Source organism: Burkholderia sp. 22PA0099 (genome assembly GCF_047497165.1).
Classification (GTDB): Bacteria; Pseudomonadota; Gammaproteobacteria; order Burkholderiales; family Burkholderiaceae; genus Burkholderia.
Window position 1 is genome coordinate 1,936,875 of record NZ_CP163165.1, and the last position, 17,797, is coordinate 1,954,671.

General features: G+C 66.9%; 19 protein-coding genes. 14 read left to right on the forward strand and 5 right to left on the reverse strand.

Annotated elements, in window-relative coordinates; translation table 11 throughout:
* Window positions 1-5 precede the first annotated feature (5 nt).
* The 7 genes from AB4851_RS24235 (at window position 6) to AB4851_RS24265 (ending at window position 6,962) form a co-directional block, all read left to right on the forward strand.
* Entirely contained in the window at window positions 6-1,031 is a 1,026-nt protein-coding gene (locus AB4851_RS24235; protein ID WP_414451751.1) for a DNA polymerase III subunit delta', read from the forward strand.
* Window positions 1,032-1,097: 66 nt separating this feature from the next.
* Window positions 1,098-1,877 carry a TatD family hydrolase gene (locus AB4851_RS24240; RefSeq protein WP_414451752.1) on the forward strand — a complete coding sequence of 260 codons (780 nt, stop codon included), beginning with the start codon at window positions 1,098-1,100 and terminating at the stop codon, window positions 1,875-1,877.
* A 42-nt stretch (window positions 1,878-1,919) separates the two neighbouring features.
* The gene (locus AB4851_RS24245; protein WP_414445490.1) at window positions 1,920-2,657 is read left to right on the forward strand and encodes an ankyrin repeat domain-containing protein; all 738 of its coding nucleotides are present in this window, start codon (window positions 1,920-1,922) and stop codon (window positions 2,655-2,657) included.
* A gap of 78 nt (window positions 2,658-2,735) precedes the next feature.
* The gene (locus AB4851_RS24250; protein WP_414445489.1) at window positions 2,736-3,092 is read left to right on the forward strand and encodes a Rap1a/Tai family immunity protein; all 357 of its coding nucleotides are present in this window, start codon (window positions 2,736-2,738) and stop codon (window positions 3,090-3,092) included.
* Window positions 3,093-3,276: 184 nt separating this feature from the next.
* Window positions 3,277-4,455 (forward strand): mechanosensitive ion channel family protein, encoded by a 1,179-nt coding sequence (locus AB4851_RS24255; RefSeq protein WP_414451753.1) that lies wholly within the window; start codon window positions 3,277-3,279, stop codon window positions 4,453-4,455.
* Between the two features lie 16 nt (window positions 4,456-4,471).
* Window positions 4,472-5,671 (forward strand): AAA family ATPase, encoded by a 1,200-nt coding sequence (locus tag AB4851_RS24260; RefSeq protein WP_414451754.1) that lies wholly within the window; start codon window positions 4,472-4,474, stop codon window positions 5,669-5,671.
* Between the two features lie 226 nt (window positions 5,672-5,897).
* The gene (locus tag AB4851_RS24265; RefSeq protein ID WP_414451755.1) at window positions 5,898-6,962 is read left to right on the forward strand and encodes a glycosyltransferase family 4 protein; all 1,065 of its coding nucleotides are present in this window, start codon (window positions 5,898-5,900) and stop codon (window positions 6,960-6,962) included.
* A gap of 140 nt (window positions 6,963-7,102) precedes the next feature.
* Here AB4851_RS24265 and AB4851_RS24270 read toward each other — a convergent pair whose 3' ends face one another.
* Both AB4851_RS24270 and AB4851_RS24275 read right to left on the reverse strand, forming a co-directional pair.
* Window positions 7,103-7,690, reverse strand: a complete 588-nt coding sequence (locus AB4851_RS24270) for a YSC84-related protein (RefSeq protein WP_414445485.1) — start codon at window positions 7,688-7,690, stop codon at window positions 7,103-7,105.
* Window positions 7,691-7,968: 278 nt separating this feature from the next.
* Window positions 7,969-8,256 (reverse strand): PsiF family protein, encoded by a 288-nt coding sequence (locus tag AB4851_RS24275; protein ID WP_414451756.1) that lies wholly within the window; start codon window positions 8,254-8,256, stop codon window positions 7,969-7,971.
* 232 nt (window positions 8,257-8,488) lie between these two features.
* Here AB4851_RS24275 and AB4851_RS24280 point away from each other — a divergent pair, with 232 nt between their 5' ends.
* Complete coding sequence (locus tag AB4851_RS24280; RefSeq protein WP_414451757.1) at window positions 8,489-9,523, forward strand: asparaginase; 1,035 nt, start codon at window positions 8,489-8,491, stop codon at window positions 9,521-9,523.
* Window positions 9,524-9,848: 325 nt separating this feature from the next.
* Here AB4851_RS24280 and AB4851_RS24285 read toward each other — a convergent pair whose 3' ends face one another.
* The 3 genes from AB4851_RS24285 to gcl form a co-directional block, all read right to left on the reverse strand.
* Window positions 9,849-10,736, reverse strand: coding sequence for a 2-hydroxy-3-oxopropionate reductase (locus AB4851_RS24285; RefSeq protein WP_414451758.1), 888 nt, complete (start codon window positions 10,734-10,736; stop codon window positions 9,849-9,851).
* 47 nt (window positions 10,737-10,783) lie between these two features.
* Window positions 10,784-11,581: a hydroxypyruvate isomerase gene (gene hyi / locus AB4851_RS24290; RefSeq protein WP_414451759.1), complete on the reverse strand. Its 798-nt coding sequence runs from the start codon at window positions 11,579-11,581 to the stop codon at window positions 10,784-10,786.
* Window positions 11,582-11,675: 94 nt separating this feature from the next.
* Entirely contained in the window at window positions 11,676-13,451 is a 1,776-nt protein-coding gene (gcl, locus tag AB4851_RS24295) for a glyoxylate carboligase (protein ID WP_414445480.1), read from the reverse strand.
* A gap of 176 nt (window positions 13,452-13,627) precedes the next feature.
* Between gcl and AB4851_RS24300 the strand changes: the two genes are divergently transcribed.
* The 6 genes from AB4851_RS24300 to AB4851_RS24325 all read left to right on the forward strand — a co-directional run bounded on the left by AB4851_RS24300 (window position 13,628) and on the right by AB4851_RS24325 (window position 17,752).
* Entirely contained in the window at window positions 13,628-14,539 is a 912-nt protein-coding gene (locus tag AB4851_RS24300; RefSeq protein ID WP_414451760.1) for a LysR family transcriptional regulator, read from the forward strand.
* A 223-nt stretch (window positions 14,540-14,762) separates the two neighbouring features.
* Window positions 14,763-15,137 (forward strand): 30S ribosomal protein S6, encoded by a 375-nt coding sequence (gene rpsF, locus AB4851_RS24305; RefSeq protein WP_414445478.1) that lies wholly within the window; start codon window positions 14,763-14,765, stop codon window positions 15,135-15,137.
* A gap of 37 nt (window positions 15,138-15,174) precedes the next feature.
* Window positions 15,175-15,474 (forward strand): primosomal replication protein N, encoded by a 300-nt coding sequence (gene priB, locus AB4851_RS24310; RefSeq protein ID WP_414445477.1) that lies wholly within the window; start codon window positions 15,175-15,177, stop codon window positions 15,472-15,474.
* Between the two features lie 3 nt (window positions 15,475-15,477).
* Window positions 15,478-15,753, forward strand: a complete 276-nt coding sequence (gene rpsR / locus AB4851_RS24315; protein ID WP_174941147.1) for a 30S ribosomal protein S18 — start codon at window positions 15,478-15,480, stop codon at window positions 15,751-15,753.
* 28 nt (window positions 15,754-15,781) lie between these two features.
* Window positions 15,782-16,234, forward strand: coding sequence for a 50S ribosomal protein L9 (gene rplI / locus AB4851_RS24320; RefSeq protein WP_414445476.1), 453 nt, complete (start codon window positions 15,782-15,784; stop codon window positions 16,232-16,234).
* Window positions 16,235-16,366: 132 nt separating this feature from the next.
* Window positions 16,367-17,752, forward strand: coding sequence for a replicative DNA helicase (locus AB4851_RS24325; protein WP_414445475.1), 1,386 nt, complete (start codon window positions 16,367-16,369; stop codon window positions 17,750-17,752).
* Window positions 17,753-17,797 lie beyond the last annotated feature (45 nt).

A 17,797-nucleotide genomic window follows, 5' to 3' on the forward strand; every position in this document is an offset into this window, starting at 1 on the left:
ATCCGATGATCTATCCGTGGCAAACCGACGACTGGAACCGCCTCCAGGCGCTGCGCACGGCCTGGCCGCATGCGCTGCTGCTGCATGGCCAGGCCGGCATCGGCAAGCTGCGCTTCGCGCAGCATCTGGCGCAGGGCTTCCTGTGCGAAGCGCCGCAGGCCGACGGCGAGCCGTGCGGCCAGTGCGTGGCCTGCAACTGGTTCGCGCAGGGCAACCATCCCGATTACCGGGTGGTGCTGCCCGAGGCGCTGGCCGGCGAGGCGCCGGGCGCGGTGGCCGAGGAGCCGAAGGCCGACGACGAGGGCGGCAAGAAAACCCGCACGCCGAGCAAGGAAATCAAGATCGAGCAGGTGCGCGGGCTGCTCGATTTCGCCGGCGTGGGTTCGCACCGCGGCGGCGCGCGCGTGGTGGTGCTGTATCCGGCCGAAGCGCTCAACGTGGCCGCCGCCAACGCATTGCTCAAGACGCTCGAGGAGCCGCCCGCGGGCATGGTGTTCCTGCTGGTGTCGGCGCGGCTCGACCGGCTGCTGCCGACCATCATCAGCCGCTGCCGCCAATGGCCGATGACCTTGCCGTCGCACGAGGCCGCCGTGGCCTGGCTCGACGCACAGCGCGTGCCCGATGCGGCCGCGTTGCTGGCCGAGGCCGGCGGCGCGCCGCTGACCGCGCTCGCGCTGGCCAGCGACGAGCACCGGCCGCTGCGCGACTGGACGCTGGCACAATTGGCCGCCGGCCCGAAGTGCGACGCGTTCGCCTGCGGCGAATCGCTCCAGAAACTGCCGGTGCCGGTCGTGCTCGGCTGGCTGCAGCGCTGGAACTACGATCTGCTGGCCCAGCGCGCGGCCGGCCAGCCGCGTTATTTCCCGGCCCAGCGCGCCGCGCTCGAACGCTGCGCGGCGGCCGTCGACGCGAACGCGTTCGCGCGTTTCATCAAGACCGTCACGCGGCAGCGCGCGATCGAGAATCACCCGCTCAATGCGCGGCTCGTGTTCGAGGAGTTGTTCCTCGGCTATCGCGAGATGTTCGCGTGAGCCCCAGGCCGCCCAGCCCGGGCCACGCCGCGCCGGCTTTTTTCACCGTCTGACAGGAAGCGCAGGATGTTCGTCGATTCCCATTGCCACATCAATTTCGAAGGCCTCGCCGACCGGCTGCCCGAGGTGCTCGCCAACATGCGCGAGCAGCAGGTCACGCATGCGCTGTGCGTGTCGGTCGATCTGGAAACGCTGCCGCAGGTGCTCGCGATCGCCGAGCAGCACGCGCACATCTACGCGTCGGTCGGCGTGCATCCCGATCACGAGGACGTGCGCGAGCCGTCGCTGGCCGAGTTGATCGAGCTGGCCGCGCACCCGAAGGTGGTGGCGATCGGTGAAACCGGCCTCGACTACTACCGGCTCGGCGAGCGCAGCATCGCCGACATGGAATGGCAGCGCGAGCGCTTTCGCACTCACATTCGCGCCGCGCACGCCACGCGCAAGCCGCTGATCATCCATACGCGCGCCTCGTCGGAGGACACGCTGCGGATCATGGCCGAGGAAAACGCCTCGGTGCCGGGCGGCGTGATGCACTGTTTCACCGAGCCGTGGCCGGTGGCCGAGGCGGCGCTCGCGCAGAACTTCCATATCTCGCTGTCGGGCATCGTCACGTTCAAGAAGGCCGAGGACGTGCAGGACGTGGCGCGGCGCGTGCCGATCGAGCGCCTGCTGATCGAAACCGACTCGCCGTACCTCGCGCCGGTGCCGTATCGCGGCAAGCCGAATGAACCTGCGTACGTCAGTTATGTCGGACGCTTTATCGCGGCGCAACGCGGCATGTCCGACGAAGCGCTCGCCGCCGCGACCTCGCAGAACTTTTTCCGGCTGTTCGGCATCGCCGCCTGAGGCGCTGCCGCACCGGATCAACCCAGGGTAGGAGCCAACAATATGAAACCGATGAACGGTCCGTCCATGTCTCGCCCGGGCGTCGCGCTGCGCGCGCTCGTCCTGTCCGCCGGCCTGGCAGCCGGCTTCGCGGCGCCGCTCGCGCACGCCGAATCGCGCGATGCGATCGTCAAGGCCGTCAAGTTCGACGATATCAGCGACATCGCCAAGCAACTGAAGCAGGGCCTCGACCCGAACCTGACCGACGACAAGGGCAACCCGCTGCTGGTGATCGCCGCGCGCGAAAAGTCCGACAAGGTGGCCGACGCGCTGGCGTCCGCGCCGAACGTCGATCTCGAGAAAACCGATCCGGCCGGCGAGAACGCGCTGATGATGGCGTCGCTCAACGGCGATTTGCCACTCGTCAAGCTGCTGATCGACAAGGGCGCCGAAGTCAGCAAGAAGGGCTGGTCGCCGCTGCATTACGCGGCCACCAACGGCCAGGACGAGGTGGTGCGCTACCTGATCGACAAGTCGGCCTATATCGACGCCGGCTCGCCGAACGGCACCACGCCGCTGATGATGGCCGCGCGCGGCAACCACGACACGACCGTCACGCTGCTGCTCGACCAGGGCGCCGATCCGGCCATCAAGAACCAGCTCGGCGTCACCGCGCTGGAATTCGCCCAGCACTACAAGGCGCCCGACGCGGTCCAGATCCTCTCGAAGCGCACCACGCGCCTCGGCGACGCCCAGCCCGCGAACGGGAATGGGGCTGGTGGCCAAAACAGTGCAAAATAGCGGTTTTGGGCGCGGCGCTTGCCGCGCCGCTTTCGTCGTACCGGCCTGACGCCGCCGACCTGACATAAGGAATATCCAATGTTGCGGGCGCTGTTTTTTGCCGCCGTGTTCGTCGCGCCGCTTTCCGCGCACGCCTTCACGGCCGGTGATCTCGACAAGCTCTGTGCGAAGACCGACGTGAAGTCGCGCGCATCGTGCGGTGCGTATATCGAGGGCGCCGCGGATGGCGTCTACAACACGATCGACGCCATCGGCGGCACCACCGGGCCACGCGTCGGCCAGTATTTCTGCCTGCCGCCCGACATCAAGGCGCAGCAGATGACCGACGCGATCCGCAAGTACGTCGCCGAGAATCCCAAGATCGTCGACTACAACGCGAGCACGGCCGTGTCGCTCGGCCTCGGCAAGGCGTTTCCGTGCCGCAACGGCAACTGATCTGAATCACGGGCGCGCCCGCATCGGCGGCCGGTTTGCGCCGGCGCAGCGGGCCGCCCGCGCCTGACACAGCGTTGCCGGCTTCGGCCGGCCTTCCTGGCGCACCGTGGCGGTTTTCGCGCGGCCGCGCCCCGAACCACCTGTAGCGGGCACCCCGCCCGCCCCAACGACGACACCCCGCGCGATGACGATCCCTATCGATCAACTCGCGGCCATCGCCGATGCGCCGCTCCACACCTGGCTTGGCACGCTGTTCGTTGCCGTGCTCCTGCTGGCCCTCGCGGCCGGTGTCCACCGGCTCGGCGCGCGAATCCTGATTCCGCTCGCGCGCCCGTATCCGTTCATGAGCGTCATCGTGCGCTATATCGACCGGCCCGCGCTCGCCGTGCTGTCGTTCCTCGTGCTCGAATTCCTGTCCCTGCAAGTCGCCGACGAGCTGTCGCATGCGGGCGGCCTGCGCACGCTGTCGGCCGTCGGGCTGATCATCGCCCTGACCTGGCTGCTGATGCGGCTCGCGGCGGCGGTGGGCGAGGCGATCGTGCAGGCCAATCCGGTCGACCGGGCCGATAATCTTGCCGCGCGCCGCATCCACACCCAGGCGCGGGTGCTGGCACGCTCGGCGATGGTGGTGGTGGTGATCGTCGGTGCGGGCGCCGCGCTGATGACGTTTCCGAACGTGCGGCAGATTGGCGCCAGCCTGCTGGCCTCGGCCGGCGTGGCCGGGCTGGTGGCCGGTATCGCCGCGCGGCCGGTGCTCGGCAACCTGATCGCGGGCTTGCAGATCGGCCTCTCGCAGCCGATCCGGCTCGACGACGTGGTGGTGATCCAGGGCGAATGGGGCCGGATCGAGGAAATCACCGGCACTTATGTCTCGGTGCGGCTCTGGGATCAACGCCGGCTTGTGGTGCCGCTGCAATGGTTCATCGAGAATCCGTTCCAGAACTGGACCCGCAACAGCGCCGAGATCATCGGCACGGTGTTTCTGTTCGTCGATTACCGCACGCCGCTCGAACCGCTGCGTGCGGAACTGTCGCGGATCGTGACCTCGGCGCCCGAGTGGGATGGCCGCGTGCAGGTGTTGCAGGTGACCGACGCGACCGAGCGCTCGATCCAGTTGCGCGCGCTGGTCAGCTCGGTCGATTCGTCGCTGTCGTGGGACTTGCGCTGCCGCGTGCGCGAAGGCTTGATCGCGTTCCTGCAGACGCATTACCCGGACAGCCTGCCGCGCGGGCGCATGGAGCTGGCCACGCCGGGCGAGGCGAGCACGCCGGACCTGCCGTCGTGGCTGTCGCACCCGCCGGCCTCCAGCACCTCGGCCAACACGCCGGCCGATCCGGCCGCGGCCGAAGCGCCGCTGCGCTGAACCGGGCCGATCCGTCATGAGCCATGGCACCTGCCGCCCATCGCTGCCGCGGCTGACGGCCCTGGCCGTCGAGAACTACCGCTCGCTGCGAGATTTCATCGTGCCGCTGGCCGGGCTCAACGTGGTGACGGGGCCGAACGGCAGCGGCAAATCGAGCGTCTATCGCGCGCTGCGGCTGCTGGCCGATACGGCGCAGGGCCGCGCGATTCCGTCGCTGGCGCGCGAGGGCGGGCTGGCCTCCACGTTGTGGGCCGGCCCCGAGCGCTTCTCGCGTGCGATGCAGGCGGGCGAGGCGCCGGTGCAGGGCGTGACCCGCTCCGGCCCGGTGTCGCTGAAGCTCGGCTTCACCTGCGAGGATTTCGGTTACGCGATCGACGTCGGCCTGCCGATCGTCTCCGATACCCAGTTCGGCCTCGATCCGGTGATCAAGCGCGAATGCGTCTGGGCCGGCGCGCTGCTGCGGCCGTCGACGCTGCTGGTCGATCGGCAGGGCGCGCACCTGCGCACCCGCACGGCCGGCGGCGAATGGCGCAGCGTGCCGCAGCCGGTCGCCTCGTTCGACAGCATGCTGACCGAGTTCGTCGATCCGGCCGGCGCACCCGAGATGATCGCGGTGCGCGAGCGAATTCGCTCGTGGCGCTTTTACGACCATTTCCGCACCGATGCCGGCGCGCCGGCCCGCCAGACCCAGATCGGCACGCACACGCCGGTGCTGGCCGACGACGGCGCCGATCTGGCCGCGGCCCTGCAGACGATCATCGAGATCGGCGACCGCGAGGCGTTGGCGGCCAGCATCGACGATGCGTTCCCCGGTGCACGGGTGGCCGTCGACAACGTCGGCGGGCGCGGGCGCTTCGAGGTGACGATGCGCCAGCCCGGCCTGCTGCGCCCGCTCGGCGCGGCCGAGTTGTCGGACGGCACGCTGCGCTACCTGCTGCTCGCGGCCGCGCTGCTGACGCCGCGCCCGCCGGCCCTCTTGGTGCTGAACGAACCGGAAACCAGCCTGCATCCGGACCTGCTGCCGGCGCTCGGCCGGTTGATCGCGCTGGCCTCCGCGCGCTCGCAGGTGATCGTCGTGTCGCATGCGTCGCGGCTGATCGCGACGCTGGAGCGCGAGGCCGGCAGCCTGTCGCTGGTGCTCGACAAGCGGCTCGGCGAAACGCGCCTCGATGAAGACGGCCCCGAGCGCCCGGCCTGGAAATGGCCGTCGCGCTGAGTGCGGGGCCGGCTTGCCGGGCGGCTTGAAATCGGGTCGAACACCGGCTGCCGCGATGCGGTAAATCAGACCGGCATCGAATGTATCCGTGCTGTAACAACGTCCAGAAAATGCAATCCGGGTGCCCAGGCGGCCGCCGATCGGCCAATAATGGCGCAGTACCGGCGCGCGGCAGGCGGTGGCTTTGTCGCGCCGCAGCCGGCGGGCGTTCCTGGAGAACATAACGATGAAGATTGCTCAGATCGCGCCTTTGACCGAATCGGTGCCGCCGAAGCTCTACGGCGGCACGGAACGCGTCGTGTCCTACATCACCGAGGCGCTGGTTGAACTCGGACACGACGTCACGCTGTTCGCGAGCGGGGATTCGCAGACCAGCGCGAAGCTCGACGCCGTGTGGCCGCGCGCCATGCGGCTCGACGTGTCGATCCGCGACCGCGTCGCCCCGCACATGCTGTTGATGGAGCGCGTGGCACGCCGCGCCGCCGAGTTCGACGTGCTGCATTTCCATATGGATTACTACTCGTTCTCGGTGTTCAAGCGGCAGCCCACGCCGTTCCTGACCACCTTGCACGGCCGTCTCGACCTGCTCGAACAGCAGCCGATCTTCGACCTGTTCGATACCGCGCCGGTGGTATCGATCTCGAACTCGCAGCGCCAGCCGCTGCCGCGCGCGAACTGGCTCGGCACGGTGCTGCACGGGCTGCCCGACACGCTCTACACGCCGCAGCCGGTCGAGCCGCGCTATCTGGCGTTCCTCGGCCGCATTTCGCCCGAGAAGCGCGTCGATCGCGCGATTCGCATCGCCGAGCGCTGCGGCCTGCCGATCCGCATCGCGGCCAAGGTGGATACGGCCGACGAGGAATATTTCGAACGCAAGATCAAGCCGCTGTTCGCGCTGCCGCACGTCGAATACATCGGCGAGATCGCCGACAACCAGAAGGCCGAATTCCTGTCCGGCGCGCATGCGCTGCTGTTCCCGATCGACTGGCCGGAGCCGTTCGGCCTGGTGATGATCGAGGCGATGGCGTGCGGCACGCCGGTGATCGCGTTCAATCGCGGCGCGGTGCCGGAGGTGATCGACGAAGGGCTGACCGGCTATATCGTCGAGGACGAAATCGGTGCGGTGGCGGCCGTGAACCGGCTGTCGCGGCTGTCGCGCACGCGCGTGCGGCAGCGCTTCGAGGAGCGCTTCACGTCGCGCCGGATGGCGCAGCAGTACGTGGATGTCTATCAGGCGCTGATCCGCGCGCAGAAGCGCTCGCGCTTCAAGGTGATCGATTCGGCATCATGACGATGCGGCTGGCCGAAGGCACTGGCACCCGCAAACAAGAACGCCCCGAGTTTCTCGGGGCGTTTTTTCATGCTCGCTGGATTGCGTATCGGCACCCGCGCAGCCCTTGCCGGCCGCGCAGGCGCGTCATGCTCACCGGCTTACGGGTTGATGCGCGACACCTTGGTGCCGTTGATCGACACGTCGCCCATCAGGCCCGCGTTGGTCAGCACGATCACTTCCACCGGCGCGGTGGCCGTGTTGGTGTCGACCGCGCCGTTCGCGCCCATCTTGACGAGCGCGACCGAGGCGTCGGCGCCGGCCGACCAGCCGTCGGTGCCGCGGAATTTGTCGAGCGCATCCTGCGTCATGAACAGGAACACCACGGCCTTCGATTGCGCACCGGCCTGCAGGCCGACCGACAGCGACGACGTGTTGTAGTAGCCGGCCGTGCTGCCGCCGACGCGCAGCGCGCCATTGCCGGTTTGCGCGCCGACGATGAAGCCCGCCTGCAACACGCTCGGGAACACCAGGATGCCGCGCGACTTGGCGGCCAGTTCGCGCGAGCCGGGCACGGTGGTGTAGAGGCGCGACAGCGTCGCGTTCACGCTGGCGTCGATCGCGTTGCGCTTCGAGGCGCTGGTCGAGGCGTTATCGGGCTTGTCCGGGGTGGTGGTGCAGCCGGTCAGTGCGAGACTTCCGACGATGAGCGCGGCGGCGGCTTTCAACACGAGATTGCGTTTTTGCATGTTGTTTTCTCCATCAGGTGTGGTTTCGCGGGTCGTCCCGCCGAAACGGGGTCAAGCGCCACGTTTATATCACAGCCATCCGCGGCTTATCGCCGCATCTCGGTAAAAACAGTGTCAAATCGTTTCAGATCGTTAACGTATTGATTCGGCTGGTGAAATTTTGAATTTCTCAACAGTTGAAAGCAAATCGGAAGGCGGGCGCCGCGCACCATGAAAAATGCCGCGCCTGCGTGAGCAGGGCGCGGCATCGGAGCGTGACGCAGCGGGAACCGCGCGCGTCAGGCCGGCGGCTGGTTCGACAGGCAGCTCTTCATGAATGCCTTGCGGTCGTCACCCTTCTTGCCGGTGGCTTGCGTGTTGCAGGCCTTCATCTTGTCCTGTTGCGACATCTTCGGCGGGGTGGCCGACAGGCAATCCTTCATGAACGCCTTGCGTTCGTCGCCCTTCTTGCCGGCGGCTTGCGTGTTGCAGGCCTTCATCTTGTCTTGCTGGCTGTTCGCGGCGAACGCGGGGGAAGCCAGCATGCCGCCGACGAGCAGCGCGGCCATGAGCGATCGGATTTTCATTGGACACTCCGGTTCAATAATTGGCGTAGTCGTGACACCTGGGACGATGCGCGTGGCGCGAATCGCCGGGCCATTATGGCAAACCATTTCGGGAACAACAAAGGGACTAACGCGTGGCGGGGCCGCCGCGTTGACGGTGTTTCCACCAACGGGGCGGGCGTCTCGCGGCCAGGCCTCCCGAACCGGCAGGCCACCTCGCACGTCGGCAATCGCAGCGATTACAATCCCGGCCATGACACTTCCGACCTCCCAACCGATTTCCTCCGCCGCGCCGGCCTCGCTGCCGCGCATCGCGGTTCTCGCCACCGGCGGCACGATCGCGGGCGCCGCGCCCGACGCCACCAACACGGCCGGCTACCAGGCCGGCGCGCTCGGCATCGCCTCGCTGCTCGACGCCGTGCCGGCGCTGGCGCGCGTCGCGCGGATCGAGGGCGAGCAGATCGCCAGCATCGACAGCAAGGATCTCGATCCGGCGCTGTGGATCGTGCTGGCGCAGCGTGTTGACGCGCTGGCTGCCGATCCGCGCATCGACGGCATCGTGATCACCCACGGCACCGACACGCTGGAGGAAACCGCCACGCTGCTGCATCTGGCCGTCAAGACCGCCAAGCCGGTGGTGCTGACCGCGGCGATGCGCCCGGCCACCTCGCTGTCGTCCGACGGCCCGCTGAACCTGCTCAATGCCGTGACCGTCGCGGCCAGCCCGGCCGCGCACGGCCAGGGCGTGCTGGTTGCGTTCAACAACAAGATCCACAGCGCGCGCGACGTGGTGAAGACCAGCACCTACGCCGTCGATGCGTTCCAGTCTCCGGAGCTGGGCGTGCTCGGCTGGGTGCAGGACGGCCGCGTCGAATTCGCGCGCGGCGTGGTGCGCGCGCATACCGCCGCGACGCCGTTCGCGGTGGGCGCCGACTGGCCGGCCGTCGAGATCGTGACGAGCTATGCGGGCGTGTCGCGCACGGCCGTCGATGCGCTGGTGGCGGCCGGGGTGAAGGGCATCGTCGTGGCGGGCACCGGCAACGGCTCGATCCACGCCACGTTGCAGGCCGCGTTGGTCGATGCGGTGGCGAAGGGCGTGGCCGTGGTGCGCGCCTCGCGCGTCGGCTCGGGCCATGTGATGCGCAACGGCGCGGCCAGCGACGATGCGCTGGGCTTCGTCAGCGCCGGTTCGTTGAATCCGTTCAAGGCGCGCGTGCTGTTGATGCTGGCGCTCGCGTCCGGCGTGAGCGGCGCGCAGGCCTTGCAGGCGGCGTTCGATACGTACTGAGTACGGAGCGCCGGGCCTGATGAGCTAAGCGACGCCACCGATGCGCCGCCATGAAAAAAGCGGACTCGCGAGTCCGCTTTTTCGTTGTTGCACCGTGCGCGTGAGTGAACGATACGGTGCCGTGAATCGATCCGACGAGCGGACGCCCGACGACGACGTCTGACCGACCAAGGCTTCCCCGGCATCGCCGGGCGCCGCTGCGGACCCCAACACCGCTCTCAGCCCAGAGCGGCCTTCAAACCGCCCGCCGGATCTCGCGATCCACCGGGCGCCCCACGGGTGGGCGGCGATGCCGCCCGTGTGTCCTGCCTGCCGTGCGCCCGCGTTATTGGGCTTCGGCGATTTCGAGGTTCGACATGATTTCCAGCGCGCGCACGATGGCCGAGTGATCCCACGCCTTGCCGCCGTGCGCCGCGCAGACGCTGAACAGTTGCTGCGCGCTCGACGTGTGCGGCAGCGCGAGACCGAGCCGGCGTGCGCCGTCGAGCGCCAGGTTCAGGTCCTTCTGATGCAGCTCGATGCGGAAGCCCGGATCGAAGGTGCGCTTGGTCATCCGCTCGCCATGCAGTTCGAGGATGCGCGATGCCGCGAAGCCGCCCATCAGCGCGCGGCGCACGCGTTCCGGGTCGGCGCCCGAGCGCGCCGCGAACAACAGCGCCTCGGCCACCGCCTCCAGGTTCAGCGCGACGATGATCTGGTTCGCGACCTTGGTGGTCTGGCCGGCACCGTTGTCGCCGACCAGCGAGATGTTCTTGCCCATCGCCTCGAACAGCGGCTTCGCGCGCTCGAATGCTTTTTCCGGGCCGCCCACCATGATCGTCAGCGTGGCGTCGCGCGCGCCGACCTCGCCGCCCGAGACGGGCGCATCGAGGTAGTCGCAGCCCAGCGCGTTGATCTGCCTGGCGAATTCCTGCGTGTCGAGCGGCGAGATCGAGCTCATGTCGATCACCAGCTTGCCGGCCGTCAGGCCGCGCGCCACGCCGTCGTCGGCGAACAGCACGTTGCGCACGTCGGGCGTGTCGGGAACCATCGCGATGATGATCTCGGCGCTGTCGGCCACCGCCGTCGAGTTGCCGACCACGCGGGTGCGCTCGCGCAGGTCGTCCGGCACCGGGTAGGCGCCGTTCACCACCAGCGTGTGGCCGGCCTTGAGCAGGTTGCGGGCCATGTGCGAGCCCATGATGCCGAGTCCGATGAATCCGATCGTTGCCATATGTTCAAGTCTCCTGAATGAGTGAGGGCGGGCGGGGGGCGCGCGGCTCAGGCGTATTCGGCGCTGCGCAGCTTCGCCTCGCGCAGCCAGCCGAGGCCGTCGCGAGTGGTGCCGCGCGGCTTGTATTCGCAGCCGACGTAGCCGTCGTAGCCGAGTTCGTCGAGCAGTGCGAACAGGTACGGGTAGTGGATCTCGCCGGTGCCCGGCTCGTGGCGGCCGGGGTTGTCGGCAAGCTGGATGTGCGCGATCGACGGCAGCTTCGCGCGCAGCGTCGCCGCGAGTTCGCCCTCCATGCGCTGCATGTGATAGATGTCGTACTGCAGGAACAGGTTGTCCGAACCGACCGCGCGGATCACGTCGAGCGCCTCGGCCGAACGGTTCAGCGCGAAGCCCGGGATGTCGTAGGCGTTGCACGGCTCGACCAGCAGGCGGATGCCTTCCTGCTTGAGCGCCTTCGCCGCGAAGCGCAGGTTCTCGACGATCGTCACCAGCGTGGTGTCGCGCGCCGCGCTGGCCGAGGCGATACCCACCAGGCAGTTCAGTTGCGGCACCTTGAGCGCCTTCGCGTAGTCGATCGCGCGGCCCACGCCGTCCTGGAATTCGGCGGTGCGGTCGGGCAGGCAGGCGATGCCGCGCTCGCCCTGTTCCCAGTTGCCGGCCGGCAGGTTGTGCAGCACCAGCTTCAGGCCGTGCGTGTCGAGCCGTTCCGCCAGTTCCTGCTTGTCGTACGGGTAGGGGAACAGGAACTCGACGGCGTCGAAGCCCGCTTGCGCGGCCGCCTGGAAGCGGTCGAGGAACGGCAGCTCGTTGAACAGCATCGTCAGGTTCGCGGCGAATTTCGGCATGAGGGTGTCTCCGGTCGGTCAGTCAATCAATCAGGAAAACGAATCGAATCGGCGAGTGGGTGAGTCGATTCGATTCGGCGCAGCGAAGCCGTGCTCAATCGAGCAGCGAGATGGCGGTCGGCGCATGTTCGGGGCGCTCGGCCAGCGGCTCGAATTCGTTGATGGCGTCGATCTCGGCGCCCATCGCGATATTGGTCACGCGCTCGAGAATCACTTCGACCACCACCGGCACGCTGAACTCGGCGATCAGGCGCTTGGCCTGCTCGAAGGCCGGTGCGATCTCCTCCGGCTTGGTGACGCGCAGCGCCTTGCAGCCGAGCCCTTCGGCCACCGCGACGTGATCGACGCCGTAGCTGCCGAGCTCGGGCGCATTGATGTTCTCGAACGCGAGCTGCACGCAGTAATCCATGTCGAACTGGCGCTGCGCCTGGCGGATCAGGCCGAGATACGAGTTGTTCACCACCACGTGCACGTAGGGCAGCTTGAACTGCGCGCCCACCGCCAGCTCCTCGATCATGAACTGGAAGTCGTAGTCGCCCGACAGCGCCACGATCGGCCGCGACGGGTCGGCCACGCGCACGCCGAGCGCGGCCGGAATGGTCCAGCCGAGCGGGCCGGCCTGGCCGCAGTTGATCCAGTTGCGCGCCTTGTACACATGCAGGAATTGCGCGCCGGCGATCTGCGACAGGCCGATCGTGCTGACGTAGCAGGTGTTGCGGCCGAACGCCTGGTTCATCTCCTCGTACACGCGCTGCGGCTTGATCGGCACCTCGTCGAAATGGGTCTTGCGCTGTTGCGTGCGCTTGCGGGCCTGGCATTCAGCCAGCCACGCGCCGCGATCCTTCAGGCGGCCGGCGGCCTTCCACTCGGCGGCCACCTCGACGAACAGTTCGAGTGCCGCCTTCGCGTCCGACACGATGCCGAGATCGGGGCCGAACACGCGGCCGATCTGGGTCGGTTCGATATCGACGTGCACGAATTTGCGGCCCTTCGTATAGACCTCGACGCTGCCCGTATGACGGTTGGCCCAGCGGTTGCCGATGCCGAGCACGAAATCGGAGGCGAGCAGCGTGGCGTTGCCGTAGCGGTGCGAGGTCTGCAGGCCGACCATGCCGGCCATCAGCGGGTGATCGTCGGGAATCGCGCCCCACGACATCAGCGTCGGGATCACCGGCACGCCGAGCGTTTCCGCGAAGCTCACCAGCAGGTCCTCGGCCGCCGCGTTCAGCACGCCGCCGCCCGACACGATCAGCGGGCGTTCCGCGTCGTTGAGCAGGCGCAGCGCGGCCTCGATCTGCGTGCGCGTCGCCTTCGGCTTGTAGACCGGCAGCGGCTCGTAGGTGTCGATGTCGAATTCGATCTCGGCCAGTTGCACGTCGATCGGCAGATCCACCAGCACCGGGCCGGGGCGGCCCGAGCGCATCAGGTGGAAGGCCTGCTGGAATACGCGCGGCACCAGCGCCGGCTCGCGCACGGTCACGGCCCACTTGGTGACCGGCTTGGCGATCGATTCGATGTCGACGGCCTGGAAATCCTCCTTGTAGAGCCGGGCGCGCGGCGCCTGGCCCGTGATCGCGAGGATCGGGATCGAATCCGCCTGGGCCGAATAGAGGCCCGTGATCATGTCGGTGCCGGCCGGGCCGGAGGTGCCGACGCACACGCCGATGTTGCCGGGGGCGGCGCGCGTGTAGCCCTCGGCCATGTGCGAGGCGCCCTCGACGTGGCGGGCCAGCACGTGACCGATCGCGCCGGAGCGGCGCAGCGCCGAATAGAACGGATTGATCGCGGCGCCCGGAACGCCGAAGGCGGTCTGGATGCCTTCTTTCTCGAGCACCAGAACGGCTGCGTCGACGGCTCTCATCTTGGCCATGCATGTCTCCTTGGAATGGCGAATCACGGTGTGGAGACACTGTATGGCTGCGTCAAAGCTTTGATAAGATCGTCGCTTGTCGCTTATTTCAGAACTAAAAGTATCGAATCGGGGGTGCAAGCCGAGCCTTCAAGGCTTGGGGGCATGCCGATCGATCGAATGGACGGAGACGGACGATGGACCGGTTCAAGCAGATCGAGACGTTCATGCGCGTGGCCGACGCCGGCAGCCTCGCCTCGGCGGCGCTGGAGGAGGGGGTGTCGCCGGTGGTGCTGGGGCGGCGCATCGACGCGCTGGAAAAGCGCCTCGGCGTGAAGCTGATGTATCGCTCGACGCGGCGGCTGGTGGTCAGCGAGGAGGGCGCGGCCTTTCTTGAACGCTGCCGCGGCCTGCTCAGCGATTGGGCGCAGGCCGAAAACGAGGTGGCGGCCGGGCGCCGCGCGGTCAACGGGCACCTGATCGTGTCGGCGCCGGCCGCGTTCGGCCGCAAGCACGTCGCGCCGTTCGCGCCCGCGTTCGCCGCCGACAAGCCCGAATTGCAGATGTCGTTCAACTTGACCGATCGCGTGGTGGACCTGGTGCGCGAGGGCTACGACCTGTCGATCCGGATCGGCGGCGCAGTCGATCCGAACTTCGTCGCCGTCAAGCTGGCCACCAACCGCCGGGTGGTGTGCGGCACGCCCGACTATTTCCGCCGCCACGGCCGCCCGAAGACGCTGGAGGATCTGCCGAAGCACAATTGCCTCGCGTTCAATCTGCAAGGGGGCCAGAACCGCGGCTGGTATTTTCGCCGCAACGGCAAGGTGGCGACGATCCGCGTGGCCGGCAATCTCGACTGCAACGACGGCGAGCTGCTGCACCGCTGGGTGTCGGAAGGGCTCGGGCTCGGCTGGCGCTCCACCTGGGAGATCGCGCGCCAGCTCGAAACCGGCGAGCTCGAAACCGTGCTCGACGAATTCGCGCTGCCCGATTACGACATCCTGGCGGTCTATCCGCAGCAACGCTACGTGCCGGCGCGCGTGCGCTATTTCATCGACTATCTGCGCGAGGCCTATGCGCAGCCGGGGTACTGGCGCGGGGCAAGCTGAGGGCACGCGGCGCACCAATCGGGACGGATCGCGGGCCATGGTCAGGCCGATTTCAACGGCTCGGCCCGCCAGTTGCCGTTCAAGTCGTTGAAAACACGACCGATTCACGCCGGAAAACCACCGAAACCATTGCGTGCCCCTGCCGAACGGGTTATGATCTTCGGCTTCTCACTTGCCACACCGGTTCCGACGCCCGGGTGGCTTTAATCCCCAAGGAGTGTGTATGCGTCATTACGAAATCGTATTTATCGTGCATCCCGATCAGAGCGAGCAAGTGCCCGCGATGATCGAGCGTTACAAGACCACGATCACCACGCGCGGCGGCCAGATCCACCGCGTTGAAGACTGGGGCCGTCGTCAGCTGGCCTACATGATCGAGAAACTCGCCAAGGCTCACTACGTCTGCGTGAACATCGAGTGCGACCAGGCTACGCTCGACGAACTCGAACACGCGTTCAAGTTCAACGACGCAGTGCTGCGCCACCTCATCGTCAAGCTGAAGAAGGCCGAAACCGGCCCGTCGCCGATGATGAAGGAAGTTCAGCGCGAAGAAGCCAAGAAGGCAGCTGCAGCGCAGCCGGCCGAAGCGCAGGCTTAAGACCGAACGGTCAAGCCACCAAGGATCGCGTCTCTCCGTGAACAGGCTGCAACTGACGGCAAGCGTCGTCGAGCGACAAGCGGTGCGATATACGCCCGCCGGCGTTCCGATCGCAAGCTGCACCTTGCAGCACCACACGGAGGTCGTCGAAGCCGGTATCCGGCGCCAGGTCGAATTGACGATCGAGGCGATGGCCGCCGGCGAGGCGAGCGGCAAGCTGGAACGCTGCGAGATGGGCGTCGAAACGCTCTTCACCGGCTTCCTGGCAAAAAAAAGCCGCAACGCGCGAACCCTGGTGTTTCACATCACAGCATTGCAGGACATAGGAAAGGACTGAATCATGCCCCGTCCCACTGGCAAGAAATTCGACAAGCGTCGTCAGCAACAAAACCCGCTGTTCAAGCGCAAGAAGTTCTGCCGCTTCACGGCAGCCGGCGTTGAGCAAATCGACTACAAAGACACGGATACGCTGAAGGACTTCATCGGCGAAAACGGCAAGATCACGCCGGCGCGTCTGACGGGTACGAAGGCGCATTACCAGCGCCAGCTCGACACGGCAATCAAGCGTGCGCGTTTCCTCGCGCTGCTGCCGTACACGGACCAGCACAAGGCCTAAGGCCAGCGACGCAATAAGGAGAATTCGAATGCAAATCATTCTGTTGGAAAAAGTCGCGAACCTGGGCAACCTGGGTGACATCGTCAAGGTCAAGGACGGCTACGCACGTAACTTCCTGATCCCGAATCGCAAGGCTCGCCGTGCGACGAAGGACGCGATCGCCGAATTCGAAGTCCGCCGCGCGGAACTCGAAAAGGTCGCCGCCGAAAAGCTGGCAGCCGCTACGGCAGTCGGCGAGAAGCTGGCAGGCCAGTCGTTCGAAATCACGCAGAAGTCGGGCGTCGACGGCCGTCTGTTCGGCTCGGTCACGAACGCGGACATCGCTGAAGTGCTGAAGAAGGCCGGCTACGAAGTCGAAAAGGCACAAGTGCGTCTGCCGGAAGGCCCGGTCAAGATCATCGGCGAGCACGCTGTTCAAGTCGCGCTGCACACGGATGTCGTCGTCGACATCACCGTGAACGTGATCGGCGACCACGCCTAAGCGACATCACGGCAACCGGGCGGTGCTTACCGCCCATGCCGCGAAGGCAGGGCCCGGGAAACCGGCCCTGCCTTTTTCTTTTCCGCCGCCGTGTCTGGCGTCATCTCGCCCATTTCGCGATAATCCCAAGCCATGAACGTGCCGCACGACCCCCAAATCGAATCGCTGAAAGTCCCGCCGCACTCGGTCGAGGCCGAGCAATCGGTGCTGGGCGGCCTCCTGCTCGACAACGCAGCCTGGGACCGCATCGCCGACTTTCTTTCGCAACAGGATTTCTACCGCTACGACCACCGGCTGATCTACGAGCACATCGGGCGCCTGATCGCCTCGACGCGCCCGGCCGACGTCGTGACGGTGTACGAGGCGCTGGTCACGGCCGGCAAGGCCGACGACGTGGGCGGCCTGGCCTACCTGAATGCGCTGGCGCAGAACACGCCGAGCGCCGCGAACATCCGCCGCTATGCCGAGATCGTGCGCGACCGCGCGGTGCTGCGCCGGCTCGTGTCGGTGGCCGACGAAATCTCGGCCGACGCGTTCAACCCGCAGGGCAAGGAAGTGCGCCAACTGCTCGACGAGGCCGAGTCGAAGGTGTTCTCGATCGCCGAGGAAGGCGCGCGCGGCACACAGGGCTTCCTCGAAATCGGGCCGCTGCTGACGCAGGTGGTGGAGCGCATCGACACGCTCTATCACACGGCCAACCCGAGCGACGTGACGGGCACGCCGACCGGTTTCGTCGATCTGGACCGGATGACGTCGGGCATGCACGGCGGCGAACTGATCATCGTGGCGGGGCGTCCGTCGATGGGCAAGACCGCGTTCTCGATGAACATCGGCGAATACGTGGCCGTGGAATATGGCCTGCCGGTGGCGGTGTTCTCGATGGAAATGCCGGGCAGCCAGCTCGTGATGCGGATGCTCGGTTCGGTCGGCCGGCTCGACCAGCACCGCATGCGTACCGGGCGGCTGTCCGACGAGGATTGGCCGAAGCTGACGCACGCGGTGCAGAAGATGAGCGAGGCGCAACTGTTCATCGATGAAACCGGCGGCCTGAACCCGATGGAACTGCGCTCGCGCGCGCGGCGTCTGGCGCGGCAATGCGGCAAGCTCGGCCTGATCATCGTCGACTACCTGCAGCTGATGAGCGGTTCGTCGTCGCAGGGCGAGAATCGCGCGACGGAAATCTCCGAAATTTCGCGCTCGTTGAAGAGCCTGGCCAAGGAACTCGACGTGCCGGTGATCGCGCTGTCGCAGTTGAATCGCGGCCTGGAACAGCGCCCCAACAAGCGCCCGATCATGTCGGACCTGCGCGAATCGGGCGCAATCGAACAGGATGCCGACGTGATCCTGTTCATCTACCGCGACGAAGTGTACAACCCGGACAGCCCCGACAAGGGCACCGCCGAAATCATCATCGGCAAGCAGCGTAACGGCCCGATCGGCCCCGTTCGGCTTACGTTCATCGGTCAATATACGAAGTTCGACAACTTCGCCGGGTCGCAGCATTTCCAGGGAGATTGACGCCGCTTGTAAAGCCCGGCGCCGCGAAGCGTTGTATCTCGCGCG